The organism is Ruegeria sp. C9 (genome assembly GCF_056537585.1).
Window position 1 is genome coordinate 168504 of the sequence record NZ_JBQFRU010000002.1, and the last position, 16625, is coordinate 185128.

Annotated in this window: 18 protein-coding genes; 15 read left to right on the forward strand and 3 right to left on the reverse strand. The window is 55.4% G+C overall.

Translation table 11 applies throughout. The features are described from left to right. Positions 1-48: 48 nt before the first annotated feature. The 3 genes from ACR0NE_RS04980 to ACR0NE_RS04990 all read right to left on the reverse strand — a co-directional run bounded on the left by ACR0NE_RS04980 (position 49) and on the right by ACR0NE_RS04990 (position 2961). Positions 49-699 carry a hypothetical protein gene (locus tag ACR0NE_RS04980; RefSeq protein ID WP_170421484.1) on the reverse strand — a complete coding sequence of 217 codons (651 nt, stop codon included), beginning with the start codon at positions 697-699 and terminating at the stop codon, positions 49-51. A 13-nt stretch (positions 700-712) separates the two neighbouring features. Next, a complete protein-coding gene (locus ACR0NE_RS04985; RefSeq protein WP_170595691.1) occupies positions 713-2113 on the reverse strand; it encodes a selenium-binding protein SBP56-related protein in 1401 nt (466 codons plus the stop codon). Positions 2114-2229: 116 nt separating this feature from the next. Further along, positions 2230-2961, reverse strand: coding sequence for a GntR family transcriptional regulator (locus ACR0NE_RS04990; RefSeq protein WP_170421487.1), 732 nt, complete (start codon positions 2959-2961; stop codon positions 2230-2232). A gap of 89 nt (positions 2962-3050) precedes the next feature. Between ACR0NE_RS04990 and ACR0NE_RS04995 the strand changes: the two genes are divergently transcribed. The 15 genes from ACR0NE_RS04995 (at position 3051) to lpxA (ending at position 16625) form a co-directional block, all read left to right on the forward strand. Continuing rightward, positions 3051-3842 carry a DUF2182 domain-containing protein gene (locus tag ACR0NE_RS04995; protein WP_170595689.1) on the forward strand — a complete coding sequence of 264 codons (792 nt, stop codon included), beginning with the start codon at positions 3051-3053 and terminating at the stop codon, positions 3840-3842. A gap of 4 nt (positions 3843-3846) precedes the next feature. Next, entirely contained in the window at positions 3847-4551 is a 705-nt protein-coding gene (locus ACR0NE_RS05000) for a DUF1326 domain-containing protein (RefSeq protein WP_170393142.1), read from the forward strand. Beyond that, positions 4551-5057: a DinB family protein gene (locus ACR0NE_RS05005; RefSeq protein ID WP_170595687.1), complete on the forward strand. Its 507-nt coding sequence runs from the start codon at positions 4551-4553 to the stop codon at positions 5055-5057. Before ACR0NE_RS05000 ends, ACR0NE_RS05005 begins: the two co-directional genes overlap by 1 nt. A 1-nt stretch (position 5058) precedes the next feature. Next, positions 5059-6153 (forward strand): dimethylsulfoniopropionate demethylase, encoded by a 1095-nt coding sequence (locus tag ACR0NE_RS05010; protein WP_170595685.1) that lies wholly within the window; start codon positions 5059-5061, stop codon positions 6151-6153. Between the two features lie 50 nt (positions 6154-6203). Beyond that, positions 6204-7199 (forward strand): acryloyl-CoA reductase, encoded by a 996-nt coding sequence (gene acuI / locus ACR0NE_RS05015; protein WP_170393139.1) that lies wholly within the window; start codon positions 6204-6206, stop codon positions 7197-7199. 184 nt (positions 7200-7383) lie between these two features. Beyond that, the gene (gene frr / locus ACR0NE_RS05020) at positions 7384-7947 is read left to right on the forward strand and encodes a ribosome recycling factor (RefSeq protein WP_170393138.1); all 564 of its coding nucleotides are present in this window, start codon (positions 7384-7386) and stop codon (positions 7945-7947) included. Between the two features lie 9 nt (positions 7948-7956). Beyond that, a complete protein-coding gene (locus ACR0NE_RS05025) occupies positions 7957-8688 on the forward strand; it encodes an isoprenyl transferase (protein ID WP_170421502.1) in 732 nt (243 codons plus the stop codon). Beyond that, positions 8685-9467 (forward strand): phosphatidate cytidylyltransferase, encoded by a 783-nt coding sequence (locus ACR0NE_RS05030; protein ID WP_170393136.1) that lies wholly within the window; start codon positions 8685-8687, stop codon positions 9465-9467. Before ACR0NE_RS05025 ends, ACR0NE_RS05030 begins: the two co-directional genes overlap by 4 nt. After that, a complete protein-coding gene (dxr, locus tag ACR0NE_RS05035; RefSeq protein WP_170405627.1) occupies positions 9467-10639 on the forward strand; it encodes a 1-deoxy-D-xylulose-5-phosphate reductoisomerase in 1173 nt (390 codons plus the stop codon). Before ACR0NE_RS05030 ends, dxr begins: the two co-directional genes overlap by 1 nt. Positions 10640-10644: 5 nt before the next feature. Further along, positions 10645-11997, forward strand: coding sequence for an RIP metalloprotease RseP (gene rseP / locus ACR0NE_RS05040; RefSeq protein WP_170595683.1), 1353 nt, complete (start codon positions 10645-10647; stop codon positions 11995-11997). Between the two features lie 91 nt (positions 11998-12088). Next, positions 12089-12217, forward strand: a complete 129-nt coding sequence (locus tag ACR0NE_RS05045; protein ID WP_255612105.1) for a hypothetical protein — start codon at positions 12089-12091, stop codon at positions 12215-12217. Between the two features lie 128 nt (positions 12218-12345). Continuing rightward, positions 12346-14706, forward strand: coding sequence for an outer membrane protein assembly factor BamA (gene bamA, locus ACR0NE_RS05050; protein ID WP_170393133.1), 2361 nt, complete (start codon positions 12346-12348; stop codon positions 14704-14706). A gap of 6 nt (positions 14707-14712) precedes the next feature. Beyond that, complete coding sequence (locus tag ACR0NE_RS05055; protein ID WP_170595681.1) at positions 14713-15297, forward strand: OmpH family outer membrane protein; 585 nt, start codon at positions 14713-14715, stop codon at positions 15295-15297. Between the two features lie 72 nt (positions 15298-15369). Beyond that, entirely contained in the window at positions 15370-15843 is a 474-nt protein-coding gene (gene fabZ, locus ACR0NE_RS05060; protein ID WP_170393131.1) for a 3-hydroxyacyl-ACP dehydratase FabZ, read from the forward strand. Continuing rightward, positions 15840-16625 (forward strand): acyl-ACP--UDP-N-acetylglucosamine O-acyltransferase, encoded by a 786-nt coding sequence (gene lpxA, locus ACR0NE_RS05065; RefSeq protein ID WP_170405636.1) that lies wholly within the window; start codon positions 15840-15842, stop codon positions 16623-16625. Before fabZ ends, lpxA begins: the two co-directional genes overlap by 4 nt.

The window sequence follows — 16625 nt, forward strand, 5'->3', positions numbered from 1 at the left end:
TCTGCTCTGCCCGCAGAGTCTAGCGCAGCACTATGTAAAGAAAAGCATCTAAATCGCTGACCACAAACCTATAACTCCGACCGCGATCAGGCTGAGAGCCCAGACAAGTTCCAGATTGAACCAACTGCGTGACAGAAATTGAAGGCCCAGCCAGCGATAGACGGCGAAGGCCAGAATGCCCCCGCCAAGGATCATGGCGGCTGTGTGAAGTGCAGCGACCGTCAGTACGAGCAGGCCATTGCTCGCCATGATCTGAGAGACTGCGATCTGGCCCGTTTCCAACTCGTCTGATCCACACAATCCAAGATAAATCGGAACCAGCATCAACGCCGCGCCGTGTGCCAGCGCAACGAGGAACGACCAAAGTGCCAATTTGCTTGGCGGTACGCGCGACAACATCCGGGGATGCCGGCGTGTTATGGCGATGTAAACACCCATTGTGATCACAATCAGCGCAGCACCGATACGAATTTCGCGTTGATATTCAACCAGAACTGCCATCATAGCAAATGGCAGTAGGACCCCCAGCATGGCGACGAAATGACCACCAGCCAGGGCGGTCAATGCGCGCCACAAAGCTGATGGCCGTTGTTCCATCAGCGCCGAAGATACCGCAAGCGGCCAGCCCATTCCGGGATTCAGGCCATGATATGCGCCGCTAAGCACAACGGCCAGCCAGAGACCAGCCGTTGATGTCATCAGAGTTTCCAACTCAGACCGATGGGTAGCAGAAACTATCGGTAGAACAGTCTCCACCCTCAAGCCGGATTTGGTGGGCCCGATATCCGTCGGGGAAGTCGACCCAGAACTTCGGATCCAATGTCAGACCCCCTTTTTCGCCAACATCCGCCTTGACCATCGCAGCCCCACGTTCACCGGGATAGAACTGATCATCCCAAGTGGAATAAAGCGAATTGGTCCAATATACCCGCTTTCCGTCGCGGCTGATTTCAACCATCTGCGGCCCGTAACCAAAGTCTTGCTCGTTGGGATGTTTTGTTTTCTTGACGATCCCCCCGATCTCGACTTTGCCCGCAAGGGTCGGGTTCATCGGATCAGAGACATCGTATTGATGCATCTCACCCGTGCCCCAACAGGCCACATAAAGGTATTTATCGTCTAAGCTGAGATCGATATCCGTGACCAGTGGCGGAACGGCAGAGAAGCCTTTCAGCAATTCAGGCAAGTCATCAGGATCAGCGGGCTGCGGATCGATCGTGATGGTCTTCTTGGCCTCGAACGTTCCATCATCATTACGCCACCAAGTAAAGATCGCGCCCTGCAGGTTGGTCGTGTCAACCACCACACCACAGAACCCATATTGTTTGACCGGATCGTGAGCGGGCCGGATTTCCAGGGCCATCTGGTGATTTTCACCCAGATCAATGGTCTGAATATTGGTCCGGCTGCGTAGGTTCCAGAAATGGATGCTGTGCCCGTATTTGTTCGAAAGCAGATCCTCGGCCACGATGCCATTTTCGAATTGCGGAGGCAGCCCCCATTCCGAACTGACCATATAGTCACGTGGCAGGTTCCACCAGAAATCGTAGTGTTTGTCTTGGATACCTCGCTCGATCTCGTAGCGCCCAATGATCTCGAAGCTCTCGCAATCCATGATGAAAATGCCCGGTGGGCCGTCCGTGCCGTCTTCGCCACCGCCTCCAAGCGTGCTCACGTAGATCCCCTCCGGTCCGCAATGGATCGTGTGCGGGCGGGAATATCCAGTTTTTGCAAAGACTTCTTCGGGTTCGATGATCTTGTGTATCTTGGCCTCAAGCGGGTTCTTTACGTCGATAATGTAGATCCGGCTGGATCGTATACCAGGAACAATGAGGTAGCGGCGTTCCAGAAACGCATGACCACTAAGCGGTGACAGCGCAGAGGAACAAGCGTTCCACCCGAAATGGTGAAACTCATCGCCTTTTTCTGGCATGATCACCTGATGAACAATTTTTCCGTAATCATCCGAAGTCGGATCCACGTTCACGACGGCCAAACCGTCTGGTTGGGAAAAATCAGGGCTTAGCATCAACGTGAATGCAAGCGTCTCAGTGGGGCCCTCCATCGCCAGTTTGGCTGATGGGTAAAAGGTTGGGTCCGGTCTTTGGTTCATAACGTCCTCCCGTAAGTCATTGATCTTCAATTCATGTTGGAAGTTCCGGTCTTAACGCCGGATGTCATGCTGCCTGCTCGGGCACCTCGCCGTCCTTCGTTCCTTTTTGCCTGTGGTCAGGCGGGTTTGCGTCGTCTTTCGGCCACGTCCTGCGCCAGTTGCCGTGTGTAGGCCTCAAGTTTGATCAATGCTGCATCGACCGAGCCGGCATCACGCGCTTCTAGTGCGTCTGTGATGTCACTGTGGAGGGCGATGATCTCTTCGCGGGATCGGGCCGTGAACGTAATCATGTTCATCAGAGGTTGCATAGCCTCGACCGCGCCGGCCAATTGGTAGGACAGAACGGGGTTGCCCGCGCCATCCACAAGCGCGCGATGAAAGGCGACGTCGGACGCGCAGAAAGCCTCATCTGTGAGACCTGGTTGCGCCTGACGAAAAATCTCGGCCCGCATGGTGGCAAGTTGATCCGCGGTACGACGTTGTGCCGACAAAGCAGCGCATGCACGTTCGAGCGCATAACGCGCTTCGCATGCGGTGTCGAAACTGACTGCGTTCATCGACAGCAGCAGTGTCGAGGTTGTGACTTGTTGGGAATAGGCGTCCTCAAAACTCAGTCGGTTCACAAACGCACCACCCGATGCCCCGCGTTGCGTGCGGATAAGGGACTGCGCTGCCAGACGTTTCAATGCTTCGCGAACCGTAGGCCGTGATACTTTGAACTGATCGGCCAACTCAGATTCTGAGGGCAGACGCTCATCTACGATCAGCCGACCCGAGATAATTGCGTCCCGGATCGCCTGAGCAATTTGAGCGGACAGATCTGCAGTACTCTGAGGGTCGATTTTCATGGTTGTTTTCGGCGATGCGTAATTTTTATTTGTCTGACATTTAAAAGTCTGACATTTGAAAAGCAAGAGAGTTGAGTCGGGAGGAGCAAGTGAGTCGCTCAATTTTCCGCAGCGCGCTTTGGTTGGGCTTCTACATCACGATCCTTTGGTCGTGGTGGATGATGGTCTCGATGAGCCGCGATATGGACGTGGACTGGATCGGTCGACCCGGACCGATGGGTCAGGCGATGGCGGCCATGGATCCGCGTATGGACATGTATATGCCCATGGCCGAGTTCGGCCCACTTTTCTGGATGTGGGCGATCATGATGGCGGCCATGATGCTGCCGACTTTGGTGCCCACGTTGCGCAGTTATGATGATCTGATCCGCAGCGCGAACGGTACGCGGGCAGGGTGGCTGGGCGTTCTATCCGGATACTTCATAGTTTGGGTGGGCTTTGCTGCGCTGATCACTGGCCTGCAATTGGCGCTGCTGTTTGGCGGAGCGGTTGATATGTTGGGAATCGCTAAATCGCCATATCTGGCCGCCGGCCTGTTGATCACCGTGGGTGCCTTTCAGTTTTCTCGGGCGAAAGAAGTCTGCCACGGTGTTTGCCATGCACCGATGACGTATTTTCTGGGCCACTGGAAAACCGGATTCGGCGGCGGTGTACGCATGGGCGTCGGACTGGGTGCGTTCTGTGTCGGTTGCTGCTGGGGCTTCATGGCGTTGGGCTTTGTCGGCGGCGTCATGAGCCTGCTCTGGATGGGGCTGGCGACCCTGTTCATGGTATTGGAAAAACTTCCCCAGATCGGGCACGCCGTGACCCGTCCTATGGGATTCGTCTTGATTGCGGGTGGTTTTGCCCTGCTCGCTCATCACATTGTTTACGGAGGATAAGTCGATGGCTAAAAACAGAAAACCGGATGCAGACAAGCTGCCGGTCAGTCAAAGAATTGACAGCCGGATGCCAAATCCCAAGCGGCGTGAGATGAGCCCGACCGATTGGGCGGTTAAGGGTGAACTGATCCTGAACTGTTCATGTGACGTATTCTGCCCATGCGTGGTTTCGCTGGGTGCACACCCTCCGACCGAAGGGCATTGCCACGCGTGGATGGGTATCGCGATCGACGAAGGCCACTACGAAGGCGAAGATTTGTCCGGACTGAATGTGGGCCTGTTGGTTGATATCCCCGGACGCATGGGCGAAGGCCAGTGGAAAGTCGCGGCTTATGTGGATGAACGTGCCAGCGGCAAGGCTTATAATGGACTGTTGCAGATATTCAGCGGTCAGGCAGGTGGCACAACCGGGCTGTTCACTATGTTGGTCAGCGAGATCATAGGGGCTGAACGTGCACCGGTTCAGATCGAAAGGGACGGCACCAAACGCCGGATCATGATAGGGCGCAAGATTCAGGGTGAGATCGAAATGCTTGCTGGCAAAGACCCAGAGCACCCAGTGATGGTTTCAAATTCGAAATACTGGATGGGGCCGGACATCATTGTAGCAAAAGGCACGAAATCCAAGGTGCGCGACTATGGTCGCGTATGGGACTTCGGCGGCAAGTCAGCCGAGATCTGCCCGATTGACTGGCACGGGCCTAAGTAATGATAACCGGTGCCTATGCCCGTGAAATGGCGCGATATAACCACTGGCAAAACAACCAGTTAAAGAGCTTTCTCAAAGCTCTTTCAGACGAAGAATTGACACGGGATCGCGGCGCTTTTTTCGGGTCGATCATGGGAACTGCCAATCATCTGCTTTGGGGGGATTGGATCTGGATTTCCCGGTTTGACAAAGGACCGGGGCCAGGTGGCGGCATTCCTGAGAGTGTCTCGATCTGCCCTGGCATGGCCGACTGGCTGCCGCTGCGCGATACGATTGACGCCCGTATTGCCAGATGGGCCAATACGTTGGGGGATGATGTCCTGAGCGGTTCGTTCACGTGGTACTCGGCTGCAAAAGAGAACGACGTAACAAAGCCTTACTGGCAATGCGTCATTCATATGTTCAATCATCAGACACATCATCGCGGACAATTGCACCAAATGCTGACCGAGGCTGGTTCGCAGGCACCTGTCAGCGATCTTGTCTTTCTGCCAGAGGATTTCTGACATGGCAGTCATCTCACCGAACCGGCGCGTGCGCAAAACCCCATTCACTCCGGGCGTCGAGGCCGAAGGCGTCAAAGGGTATACCGTTTATAATCACATGCTGCTTGCGACGGTTTTTGAAAGCATCGAGGCTGATGCGGCGCATCTGAAACAGCATGTTCAGGTCTGGGATGTCTCGTGTGAGCGGCAGGTACAGATCAAAGGTCCGGATGCGTTGCGGCTGATGAAGATGCTCAGCCCGCGCGATATGGACAAAATGCAGGCGAACCAGTGCTATTATGTGCCGATAGTAGATCACAATGGCGGCATGCTGAATGATCCTGTTGCGATCAAACTGGCGGATGATCACTATTGGTTGTCGGTTGCCGATGGTGACCTTTGGCAGTTTGCTCTGGGAATCGTGATTGCGCTGGGGCTGGATGTCGATATTTCTGAGCCGGATGTGTCGCCCTTGGCGGTACAAGGCCCCAAGGCGGACGAGCTGATGACGCGCGTCTTTGGTGATGAAGTCAGGGATATAAAGTTCTTTCGATATAAACGGTTGGCGTTTGAAGATACATCATTCGTCGTCGCCCGGTCTGGCTGGTCAAAACAAGGCGGGTTCGAGATATACGTCGAAGGGACGGATTATGGCATGCCACTATGGGACACGCTGTTTTCCAATGGCCGCGATCTGAACGTGCGGGCAGGTTGCCCGAACGGGATTGAGCGTGTTGAAAGCGGTCTGTTGAGTTTCGGGTCGGACATGCGGCGCGAGAATACGCCCTATGAATGCGGGCTAGCACGGTTCTGCAATTCTCCGCTGGATTATATCGGCAAAGCCGCTTTGGCGGATCAGGCGAAAAACGGTCCGCCCCGGCAGATCCGTCCGCTTGTCATTGAAGGTGAGATCGGACCGTGCACCGAATCTTGGCCGCTGATGGCCGGGGGCCGGCAGGTCGGGCAGGTGGCTTCGGCTGCGTATTCACCCGAGTTTGGAGTGAATGTAGCCATTGGAATGGTCGACCGGTCCCATTGGGCGCCAGGTACGCGGATTGAATTGATGACCGAACATGGAATGCGATGGGCCGAGGTGCAGGAAAAATTCTGGCGCTAAGCCCTTGTTTCAGGAACACAGCCGATTGAGGCAATAGAAGGAGTAAGTTCATGTTTAATGCACTTGTCGTTGAAAAAGATGAAGAAAGTGGCCTCGCAAGCGCTTCGGTGAAGCAGATTTCTCTGGATACGCTGCCGGATGGAGAAGTGACGATCGCCGTTGAATATTCAACGGTGAACTACAAGGACGGTCTGTGCATGTCGCCCAAAGGCGGTGGTCTGGTGCGTAGCTATCCTCATATTCCGGGCATCGATTATGCGGGCACGGTCGAGCAGTCCTCGGATGCACGCTACAAACCTGGCGACAAGGTCGTGCTGACGGGCTGGCGCGTAGGTGAAGCGCATTGGGGCGGCTATTCACAAAAAGCAAACGCGCGGGCAGATTGGCTGGTGCCGTTGCCGGATGGGTTGGATACACGGCAGGCGATGGCAGTTGGCACTGCCGGGTTCACCGCTATGCTGGCCGTCATGGCGCTGGAGGATCAAGGTTTGCAGCCGGGTCATGGCCCGGTGTTGGTCACAGGTGCCGCAGGAGGTGTCGGCTCGGTCGCGACGGCCATTTTGGCCCATCTGGGCTATGAGGTTGCAGCTGTGACCGGGCGTCCTGAAACCGAAGAATACCTGAAATCACTGGGTGCAACCACAATTGTCCCGCGTGACGAGTTGAACGAGACCACCAAGCGTCCGCTGGAAAGTGAAACTTGGTCCGGATGTGTTGATGCGGTGGGCGGAGCGATGCTTGCCCGCGTGCTGGGGCAGATGAAGTATGGGGCCTCGGTCGCTGCGGTTGGCCTTGCCGGTGGTGCGGCGCTGCCCGCAACCGTGATCCCATTCCTGCTGCGCGGTGTAAATCTGTTGGGCATCGACAGCGTGATGCAGCCATATGACAACCGGGTCCGTGCCTGGACGCGTATCGCAACCGATCTGCCTATGGATAAGCTTGAGGCGATGGTCCATTCAGCAACCCTTTCTGATCTGCCCCAGTTGGGAGCGGACATCCTGCAAGGTCAGGTAAAAGGGCGCGTCGTGGTAAACGTGAACGCTTGATAGACAAAACAGACAACGGATCGGCCGGAGCATGCATCCGGCCGACCCAATTGTCGGGAATGAGGCCGAAATGCCGGAAACAGTTCTGGCCATTGCCACATTTCGTGACCATGATTGCTATACATCCCATTTGTGATGGCTTAAGACCCATCCGAACATCACCTGAAGACGGGGAGTGAGCAGCATGTCTGATGATTTCGAACTCGATACCGATGATCTGAAACGCCGTATGGACGGTGCCATGGCCAACCTCAGAACCGAATTCGCTTCGCTGCGGACCGGTCGTGCATCGGCTTCAATGCTTGAGCCCGTCATGGTCGATGCTTACGGCGCGATGACTCCGATCAATCAGGTTGGTACCGTGAACGTCCCTGAACCGCGCATGGTAACCGTGAATGTTTGGGACAAGGGCCTCGTCGGCAAAGTTGAAAAGGCCATTCGGGAAAGCGGTTTGGGTATTAACCCGCAACTGAATGGTACCATCATCATGCTGCCGATTCCCGAACTGAACGAAGAACGCCGTCGCGAGCTCGGCAAGGTCGCGGGTCAATATGCAGAAAGCGCACGGGTTTCGATCAGGAATGTGCGCCGTGATGGCATGGACCAGATCAAAAAGGCCAAGGCAGACGGCATGTCCGAGGACGATCAGAAATTCTGGGAAACCGAGGTTCAGGAGCTGACGGATACCATGATCAAATCCGTCGATGATGCGCTCGAGACCAAACAAGCCGAGATCATGCAGGTCTGAGCCTCGGATATGCCAAAGGATCCCGATACCTCTCCGATTGCAGGGCCGCGCCACGTTGCTATCATCATGGACGGCAACGGTCGCTGGGCACAGTCACGCGGGCGGCCTCGATTGTTTGGCCATCATGCAGGTGCGCGCCGCGTCCGTGAGGTGGTCGAGGCCTGCCCGGGTTTAGGGATCAAGTATCTGACAGTATTTGCGTTTTCGACTGAAAACTGGAAACGCACTCAGGTCGAAGTTGCAGGCCTGATGAGCTTGTTCCGCCGTTACATCGTCAAAGAGACCAAGACCTTGAAAGATAACGGCATTCGGGTCCGTTTCATTGGGGATAGAGTTCGGCTGGATGCCAAGTTGACCGAGCTGATGGATACGCTTGAACGCGAAACACAGAACAATGACCTGGTTCATCTAACCGTTGCCTTGAACTATGGCGGTCGTGACGAGGTGGCGCGCGCGACCAGACGTTTGGCACGTGACGTTGCCGATGGCATTCTGCGCCCCGAGGACGTGGACGAGGAAACTCTGCCCAAATATCTGGACACGCGCGTTCTGCCTGACCCCGATTTGGTGATCCGTACCAGTGGTGAAGCGCGGATTTCTAATTTCCTGCTGTGGCAGTCTGCCTATTCCGAGTACGAATTCATCGATACTCTGTGGCCTGATTTCACCGCTGCAGAACTGGAACGGCTGTGCCGCAACTATGGATCGCGTGAACGGCGGTTTGGAGCGGTCCCGGCATGAGTGATGGCCGATGGTCTGATCTGACTGCCCGGGTTTTGTCGGCTTCGGTTCTTGTGACTATTGCGGCAGTCGAAGTTTGGCTAGGCGGCCTGTGGTTTGAGATATTTATCGGCACCGTCTGCGGTCTGATGATATGGGAACTGATCCGGATGATCGACCCAGAACGTCAGGGTGTCGCGATTCAGCTGGCGATACTGACCGGGTTCGCCGTGGTCCTAAGCTATCATCTACCACCGCTATACAAGCTTCCATGTTTGGTGGCCCCGGCATTGGTAGGAGCAGGACAGATCAACCGTGCGCGCGGGATATACGTCCTGTTTGCCCTTTGGATCGCGATGTCGGGGCTGGGATTCATATCGATCCGAGAAAACCTGGGATTTGGATGGATGGTTTGGCTGATCCTTGTGGTCGTGGCCACGGATGTCGCCGGGTATTTTGTGGGCAAAACGCTTGGCGGACCTAAGTTTTGGCCCAGAGTTAGCCCCAAGAAGACATGGTCCGGTACGGTTGGAGGCTGGGTTGCCGCCGCGCTGGTCGGAACAGTTTTTGCGCACTATGCCGGTTTCGGCATTGCTTTTATCGTTGTCTCGGTTCTTGCCTCTATGGCCAGCCAGATCGGTGATATTGTTGAAAGCGCGACAAAACGTGGCTTTGGCGTTAAGGACAGCTCAAACCTTATACCCGGGCATGGCGGGTTTCTGGATCGGTTTGATGGGATGATGGGCGCGTCAGTCTTTGTGTTGCTCGCAGGGCTGTTTTACGCGCCCGGAGGTATGTGATGCGAAGGGTATCCATATTTGGTGCGACTGGTTCCATTGGCCAGAATACGATTGATCTGATCGCAAGAAATCCGAATGCCTATGACGTGGTCGCGTTGACCGGTGGACGCAACGTCGCGCAGCTTGCACGCGATGCGGTGCGCCTGGATGCAGACGTGGCGGTGACTGCGTTTGATGACAAACTCGATGATCTGCGTGACGCATTGGCCGGCAGCAGAGTGCGAGCGGCTGCGGGGCAGGCCGCTCTGATCGAGGCCGGGGCGCGACCGGCGGATTGGGTGATGTCTGCAATTGTCGGTTCCGCAGGATTGGCTCCGGGGATCGAAGCATTGAAACAAGGGGCGACACTCGCGCTTGCCAACAAGGAAACGCTGGTTTGTGCCGGGCCGCTGGTTCTGGAAACGGCTCGGGCGCATGGCGCCACGCTATTACCCGTGGATAGCGAACATTCGGCAGTTTTTCAGGCGCTTGTGGGCGAGGATATGACAAGCGTTGAACGGATCATTATCACCGCAAGCGGTGGAGCGTTCCGGGATTGGCCGCTCGGCGATCTGGCAAAGGCGACTGTTGAACAGGCATCGAGTCATCCGAACTGGAACATGGGACAGCGGATTACGATCGACAGCGCATCTATGTTCAACAAGGCATTGGAAGTTATAGAAACCAAAGAATATTTTGGCGTTAATCCATCGAATATCGAAGTCCTCGTGCACCCCGAATCCATCGTTCACGCACTGGTCGGATTTCAGGACGGCGCCTTGATGGCGCATCTGGGTGCTCCGGATATGCGCCATGCCATCGGGTACGCGCTGCATTGGCCCGAACGGCGCGATTTACCTGTTGCGCGTCTGGATCTCGCGCAACTGGGTCAGTTGCGATTTCATGCACCGGATGAAGCGCGTTACCCGGCTTTGCGTCTTGCCCGCGAAGTGATGCAGCGCGGCGGCTTGTCCGGTGCGATCTTCAACGCCGCCAAAGAGCGCGCATTGGACCACTTTATAGAAAACCGGATACGTTTTTTGGATATGGCAGACACGGTGTCGGCCGTGTTGGAGCGCTTTGAGGCCTCAGACAGCCTGATTGATGCACCATTGACCCTTGATAATGTACAGCAAACGGACCATCTCGCACGTCAGTGGGTCGATGAAACCGTATTGGAACGAGCAGGATAGAACTTTTGGACATACTCTCTTTGATCCCGCAATTTGGCAATCTGCTCTACACGATAATAGCCTTCGTTATTGCGCTTTCAGTGATTGTCGCGGTGCACGAATACGGCCACTACATCGTTGGTCGGTGGTCTGGCATTCATGCCGAAGTGTTCTCGATCGGTTTCGGCCCGGTTCTATGGAGCCGCGTAGACAAGCGCGGCACTCGCTGGCAGGTCGCGCTGCTGCCATTTGGCGGTTATGTCAAATTCCTGGGGGATGCCAATGCCGCGTCCGGCAAAGACGTAGACGCGATGAGTGAGATCTCTGCACAAAGCCCGGAAGAGCTGCGCCGCACCATGCACGGCGCCCCGCTTTGGGCGCGTGCGGCTACTGTTGCGGCAGGGCCGGTCTTTAATTTCGTGATGTCGATATTGGTGTTTGGCCTGATTTTCTGGTCGCAGGGTGTATCCCGTGAACCTTTGACTGTCGGCGCACTGCAGCCGTTGCCTGGTACAATTCAGGGTTTGCAGGAGGGCGATGAGATTATTGCCATCGCAGGCATTCCAACACCGGATTTCGATGACGCAAGCAACTGGTCCGATTTCATCAATTCGCTGCCTGTAGAACCAGAGCTGGACTATACGGTTATCCGAGATGGAGAGACCACTGATGTCGTGGCACCTTGGCTCTTTCCACCGCTAATCCAACAGGTTACGCCGCGCAGTGCAGCGATGGACATACAGTTGCAGCAAGGCGACGTAATCACGGCGGTAGACGGTGATCCGATCTTTGCGTTCGAGCAGCTTAAAGAACATGTCGAAGGATCGAACGGGCGCGTATTGCTGCTGGATGTATGGCGCGACGGGGCGGATTTAGAATTTGCACTTGCGCCCCGACGCACCGACGAGCCGACGTCCGATGGTGGTTTCATCACCCATTGGCGCATCGGTATCGTCGGCGGCATGATGATCGATCCCGAAACCGTTCCAGCGGGCATTTGGGATTCGATCGAAGGTGGCGTGGTCCAAACCGGGCGCATCATCGAAGGCTCACTGTCGGGAATGTGGCACATGATCACCGGAGCGATCAGCACCTGCAACATTTCCGGGCCGATCGGTATTGCCGAAACCTCGGGTGCTATGGCCAGCCAGGGGGCTCAGAACTTCATCTTCTTTATCGCCGTATTGTCAACGGCGGTCGGGTTGCTGAACCTGTTCCCGATCCCAGCCTTGGATGGGGGGCATTTGCTATTCTACGCTTATGAAGCTGTGTCTGGTAGACCACCCAGTGATAAAGCGCTGAGGGTACTGATGGGGGTCGGTGTCACACTGATCCTGTCATTGATGCTTTTCTCGGTCAGTAATGATCTGTTCTGCTGATTAAGGCGATCTTGGCACCGTTCCGACGCAAAATTGCCGCAATTCAAGCCTATCTTATTGGGGTGCATCGATAAGTGTAGGCTTGAGTTCAATGACCAAGGCGTTTCAAAAATCCTATCAGAGTGTCAGCGTCCTGTTCCAGTTGAACTGGGATATGCTGCTCAGCTTTGCCGTGACCGCACTGGCCCTAGCTGTTGGTGGTTATCTGCTCGGTTTGTGATTCTCCTGAACATGTCTGACTTACGTGCAACGGCCTTATGGGCCGTTTTTGCTTTTTCGTCTTTTGACATGGCCCCACAATCGGGCTACTCAGCAGCTAAAGGCTGAAAATTCTGGGTAGTGATAAAAATGACTGACAGCAGGCGCACGGGCACATACTGCGGCTCGCGGGGGCGGAAAAGCAACATTTTGTGGCAGGCACTAACGTTCTTTTTCCTTTTTGCTACACCGGGTTTACTGGTTCTGACGCAGCCCGCACAGGCGCAATCTTACACCATCAACAGCTTCGAAGTTGAGGGCAATCGACGGATCGAGACTTCGACGATTATCGCCCGCACCGGAATCGAACCGGGGCAGACTGTTACGGCAGGACAATTGAATGATGCCTTCCAGCGTTTGCTTGACAGTGGTGTTTTTGAAACAGTCGAACTTACACCGCGTGGCAGTACGTTGGTCATTGCGGTCGAGGAATACCCGACCATCAACCAGATCAGCATCGAGGGCAATCGCCGCGTAAAAGATGATCTCCTGCTCGAAGCGATATCGTCCCAAACCCGCCGCGTATTCACGCCTCAACAGGCCGAAGCGGACGCCGACCTGATTGCCGAAGTATATTCGGCGCAGGGCCGCGTATCCGCGACGGTTATCCCGCGCATCATTCGTCGCAGCGATAACCGTGTCGATCTGGTGTTCGAAGTCGCCGAAGGAACGACAATCGAGGTCGAGCGCGTCAGTTTTGTAGGAAACCGCGCGTTTTCGGACCGTCGCCTGCGCCGCGTGCTTGAAACAAAGCAGGCGAACATTCTGCGGACCTTCCTTCGCGGCGACACCTTCATTGCCGACAGAATCGAATTCGACAAACAGGTGATCCGTGATTTCTACCTGTCACGCGGTTATATCGATTTTCGCGTCAATAGTGCCAATGTCGAATTCACCCGCGAACGGGATGCATTCTTTCTGGTTATGAACGTCACAGAAGGACAGCGGTTCTCGTTCGGTCAGATTACGACCGTCAGTGAGATCCCGGGTGTGGACCCAGCGCCTTATCAGGCGGCTCTGAAAGTCAAACCAGGTGTAATTTACTCTCCGACGGTGCTTGAGAACTCGATCGCGCGGATGGAGCGTCTGGGGCTGAAAAACGGCGTTGATTTCCTGCGGGTCGAGCCCCGGGTAACGCGTAATCCCCGCGATCTGACGTTGGATGTCCAGTTCGTGCTAACCCGTGGCCCGCGTATCTTTGTGGAACGCATCGATATCGAGGGGAACACAACCACGCTAGACCGTGTGATCCGCCGTCAATTCGATACCGTTGAAGGCGACCCCTTCAATCCCCGTGAAATCCGCCAGAGCGCCGAACGTATTCGCGCCTTGGGTTTCTTCTCGGTCGCTGATGTGGAAACCCGCGAGGGATCGTCGCCAAGCCAGGTTATCGTGGACGTGGATGTCGAAGAACAACCAACCGGTTCGTTGAGCCTGGGTGGTAGCTACTCGGTCTCGGACGGTTTCGGGATCGCAATCGGATTGAATGAATCGAACTTCCTCGGCCGTGGGCAAAACCTGGGTATCACGTTGTCGACAGCTCAGGATTCTGAGCAGTACGTTATCAACTTTACCGAGCCTTATCTGCTGGGCCGTAAGCTACGCTTTGATCTTGGGCTTGGTCTGGCCAGCACCAATTCGAGCTTTGCCAGCTACGACACAAAAACAGTGTTCTTCCGCCCACAGCTGAGCTACGCGATTGGTGAATTGTCGGCGTTGCGTCTTCGCTATGGTTGGGATCGCAGCGAAATGACCCAGCAGAGCAATGAGCGGAACGGCGCTGTCATCTCATCAGAGATCGATCAGGGGAAACGAACCAGCAGTTCTCTGGGTGTGTCCTACGTATACGATAGCCGTATTGGTGGCCTGAACCCCACAGCGGGCGTCTTGTTCGAAGTCGGCGTGGATGCTGCTGGTCTTGGCGGGGACAATGAATTTTTCAAAACCACGGCACGGGCGATAGCCCAGAAACGCGTCCTCAACGAAGAAGTCGTATTGCGCGCGACGCTTGAACTGGGTGCGCTGAACTGGACCGGGGACGATTTCAGCCGCACGCTCGACCGGTTTGTTCTAGGTCCCAGCACATTCCGCGGGTTTGAGCCTGCTGGTATCGGGCCGCGTGACCTTTCGAACGGGCAGGATGATGCCATCGGCGGCAACTACTACTGGGTTGCTCGTTTCGAATCGGACTTCCCGCTGGGGCTGCCCGAAGAACTGGGGCTGCGTGGCGGCGTCTTCTACGATGTTGGCAACCTCTACAATCTCAACAACGTCAACACCGCTGGCGCTGATATTGTTGGTGAAAGCGGTTCGATCCGGCATGTTGTAGGGGTATCCGTACTGTGGGAAACACCGTTTGGTCCGCTTCGCTTCAACTTCTCGCAAGCCCTCAAGAAAGAGGACTTCGATAAAGAGCAAAGCTTTGACCTGACCGTTCAAGCCAGGTTCTGATCGCGAATGATCACCGAAGTTAAGAACATCCTGCAGGGCCCGCTAAGGGCCCTGTGCGTTTTGGTACTGCTAGCTGTAGCAATGCCGCTGGGTGCGCAGCAATTGGGCGTGCCACAAACAGACGTTCTGACAATCTCCAGTGAGCGTTTGTTTGCAGATTCCGCCTTTGGGCAGCGCGTCTTTCGCGAGATTGAAGCCGAAAGCACCCTTTTGGCTGAAGAAAACGAACGGATTGTGGCGCAGTTGAGCAAGGAAGAAAAAGATTTGACCGAAAAGAGGTCAGATCTTTCGGGGGACGAGTTTCGCCCGCTTGCCGAAGCTTTTGACGAGAAAGTTCAATCACACCGTGACGGCCAGCGCGCCAAACTGGACGCATTAGCGCGGCGCGGCGAAGAGGCGCGTGGTCAGTTTTTTGAAATGGCGCAACCGGTGCTGATCGAATTGCTGCGCGAATTTGGCGCCTCGATTGTGATCGAGCGGTCCAATGTGGTTCTAAGCACGGACGCCTCAGATATTACCAACGCTGCGATCGCCAGGATCGATGCCGCAATCGGCGACGGCGCTACACTTGAAAACAATAACAACGAATAGGCTGGCTTGCCCTTGGGTACGGGTATTGCTAACCACGCTTGAAAGAGACATCCAGAACAGGACATCCGCACCATGACCACGGAAACCAAGAGCGCCGACATTCAGCTGATTCAGCGTATATTGCCGCATCGCTATCCGTTTTTGCTGGTCGACAAGGTTGTGGATATCGATGGCTATCAATCAGCGGTGGGCATCAAGAATGTTACAATGAATGAGCCGCACTTTCAGGGCCATTTCCCCGGAACTCCGATCATGCCTGGCGTGACCATTGTCGAGGCGATGGCGCAGACTGCAGGGGTTATGCTGGGTGTCGGCATGGATGTAATCGACAGCGAGTTGCTGATCTATTTCATGAATATCGACAAATGCAAATTCCGCCGCAAGGTCGTACCTGGCGATGTTCTCGAAATGCATGTCGAAACTGTACGCGGTAAGAAAGGTGGCAAGATCTTCAAGTTCAGCGGCCGCGCGACAGTCGAGGGCGAGGTTGCTGCCGAAGCTGAATTTTCGGCCTATGTCGACTGGGACATGGAAAAAACAACATGAGCGGTATTCATCCCAGCGCCATTATCGAAGACGGTGCGCAGATCGGGCAGGGTTGTACGATTGGTCCATTCTGCCATATCGGTCCGCAGGTCCGTCTGGGCGATCGGGTCGAACTGAAATCCCATGTCGTAGTCACCGGCGATACGTCAATTGGTGATGACACAGTGATTTTCAGCTTTGCTGTTGTCGGGGAAATTCCGCAAGACAAGAAATTCGGTGGTGAGAACACACGCCTTGAAATCGGTGAACGCAATCGCATTCGCGAGCATGTGACCATCAACACCGGCACGGATGGCGGCGGTGGTATCACCCGGATTGGCGATGACTGCTTACTGATGGCCGGTGTCCACGTGGCGCATGATGTACAAATCGGCAACCGGGTCATTCTGGTGAATCACGCTGGCGCGGCTGGTCACTGTATTATCGAGGATGACGTCATCGTTGGCGGAATTTCGGGCTTACATCAGTTCGTGCGCGTAGGTCGCGGTGCCATCATTGGCGCGCTTACGATGGTCCCGAATGATGTGATCCCATATGGGCTTGTTCAGGCGCCTCGGGGCGAGCTGGATGGCTTGAATCTGGTCGGTTTGAAACGGCGTGGTGTAACGCGTGAGGATATCTCGGCATTGCGCGCGGCCTTCAAGGAACTGTCAGAAGGAGACGGCACCTTCATGGATCGCGCCACCCGGCTGGGCGAGGATGCAGACAACGAATATGTGCGCCAGATCGTCGAATTTGTGACGGGGCAAACAGACCGTTCGTTCCTGACCCCGAGGAAGTAG

Excerpts from the sequence above, each read along its gene's own strand:
- ACR0NE_RS04980 (WP_170421484.1), bottom strand. The coding sequence starts at position 699 with ATGACATCAACGGCTGGTCTCTGGCTGGCCGTTGTGCTTAGCGGCGCA.
- ACR0NE_RS05010 (WP_170595685.1), top strand. The coding sequence starts at position 5,059 with ATGGCAGTCATCTCACCGAACCGGCGCGTGCGCAAAACCCCATTCACT.
- ACR0NE_RS05055 (WP_170595681.1), top strand. The coding sequence starts at position 14,713 with ATGATCACCGAAGTTAAGAACATCCTGCAGGGCCCGCTAAGGGCCCTG.
- ACR0NE_RS05030 (WP_170393136.1), top strand. The coding sequence starts at position 8,685 with ATGAGTGATGGCCGATGGTCTGATCTGACTGCCCGGGTTTTGTCGGCT.
- ACR0NE_RS04990 (WP_170421487.1), bottom strand. The coding sequence starts at position 2,961 with ATGAAAATCGACCCTCAGAGTACTGCAGATCTGTCCGCTCAAATTGCT.
- ACR0NE_RS05000 (WP_170393142.1), top strand. The coding sequence starts at position 3,847 with ATGGCTAAAAACAGAAAACCGGATGCAGACAAGCTGCCGGTCAGTCAA.
- ACR0NE_RS04985 (WP_170595691.1), bottom strand. The coding sequence starts at position 2,113 with ATGAACCAAAGACCGGACCCAACCTTTTACCCATCAGCCAAACTGGCG.
- ACR0NE_RS05005 (WP_170595687.1), top strand. The coding sequence starts at position 4,551 with ATGATAACCGGTGCCTATGCCCGTGAAATGGCGCGATATAACCACTGG.
- lpxA (WP_170405636.1), top strand. The coding sequence starts at position 15,840 with ATGAGCGGTATTCATCCCAGCGCCATTATCGAAGACGGTGCGCAGATC.
- acuI (WP_170393139.1), top strand. The coding sequence starts at position 6,204 with ATGTTTAATGCACTTGTCGTTGAAAAAGATGAAGAAAGTGGCCTCGCA.
- bamA (WP_170393133.1), top strand. The coding sequence starts at position 12,346 with ATGACTGACAGCAGGCGCACGGGCACATACTGCGGCTCGCGGGGGCGG.
- frr (WP_170393138.1), top strand. The coding sequence starts at position 7,384 with ATGTCTGATGATTTCGAACTCGATACCGATGATCTGAAACGCCGTATG.
- ACR0NE_RS05025 (WP_170421502.1), top strand. The coding sequence starts at position 7,957 with ATGCCAAAGGATCCCGATACCTCTCCGATTGCAGGGCCGCGCCACGTT.
- dxr (WP_170405627.1), top strand. The coding sequence starts at position 9,467 with ATGCGAAGGGTATCCATATTTGGTGCGACTGGTTCCATTGGCCAGAAT.
- fabZ (WP_170393131.1), top strand. The coding sequence starts at position 15,370 with ATGACCACGGAAACCAAGAGCGCCGACATTCAGCTGATTCAGCGTATA.
- ACR0NE_RS05045 (WP_255612105.1), top strand. The coding sequence starts at position 12,089 with ATGACCAAGGCGTTTCAAAAATCCTATCAGAGTGTCAGCGTCCTGTTC.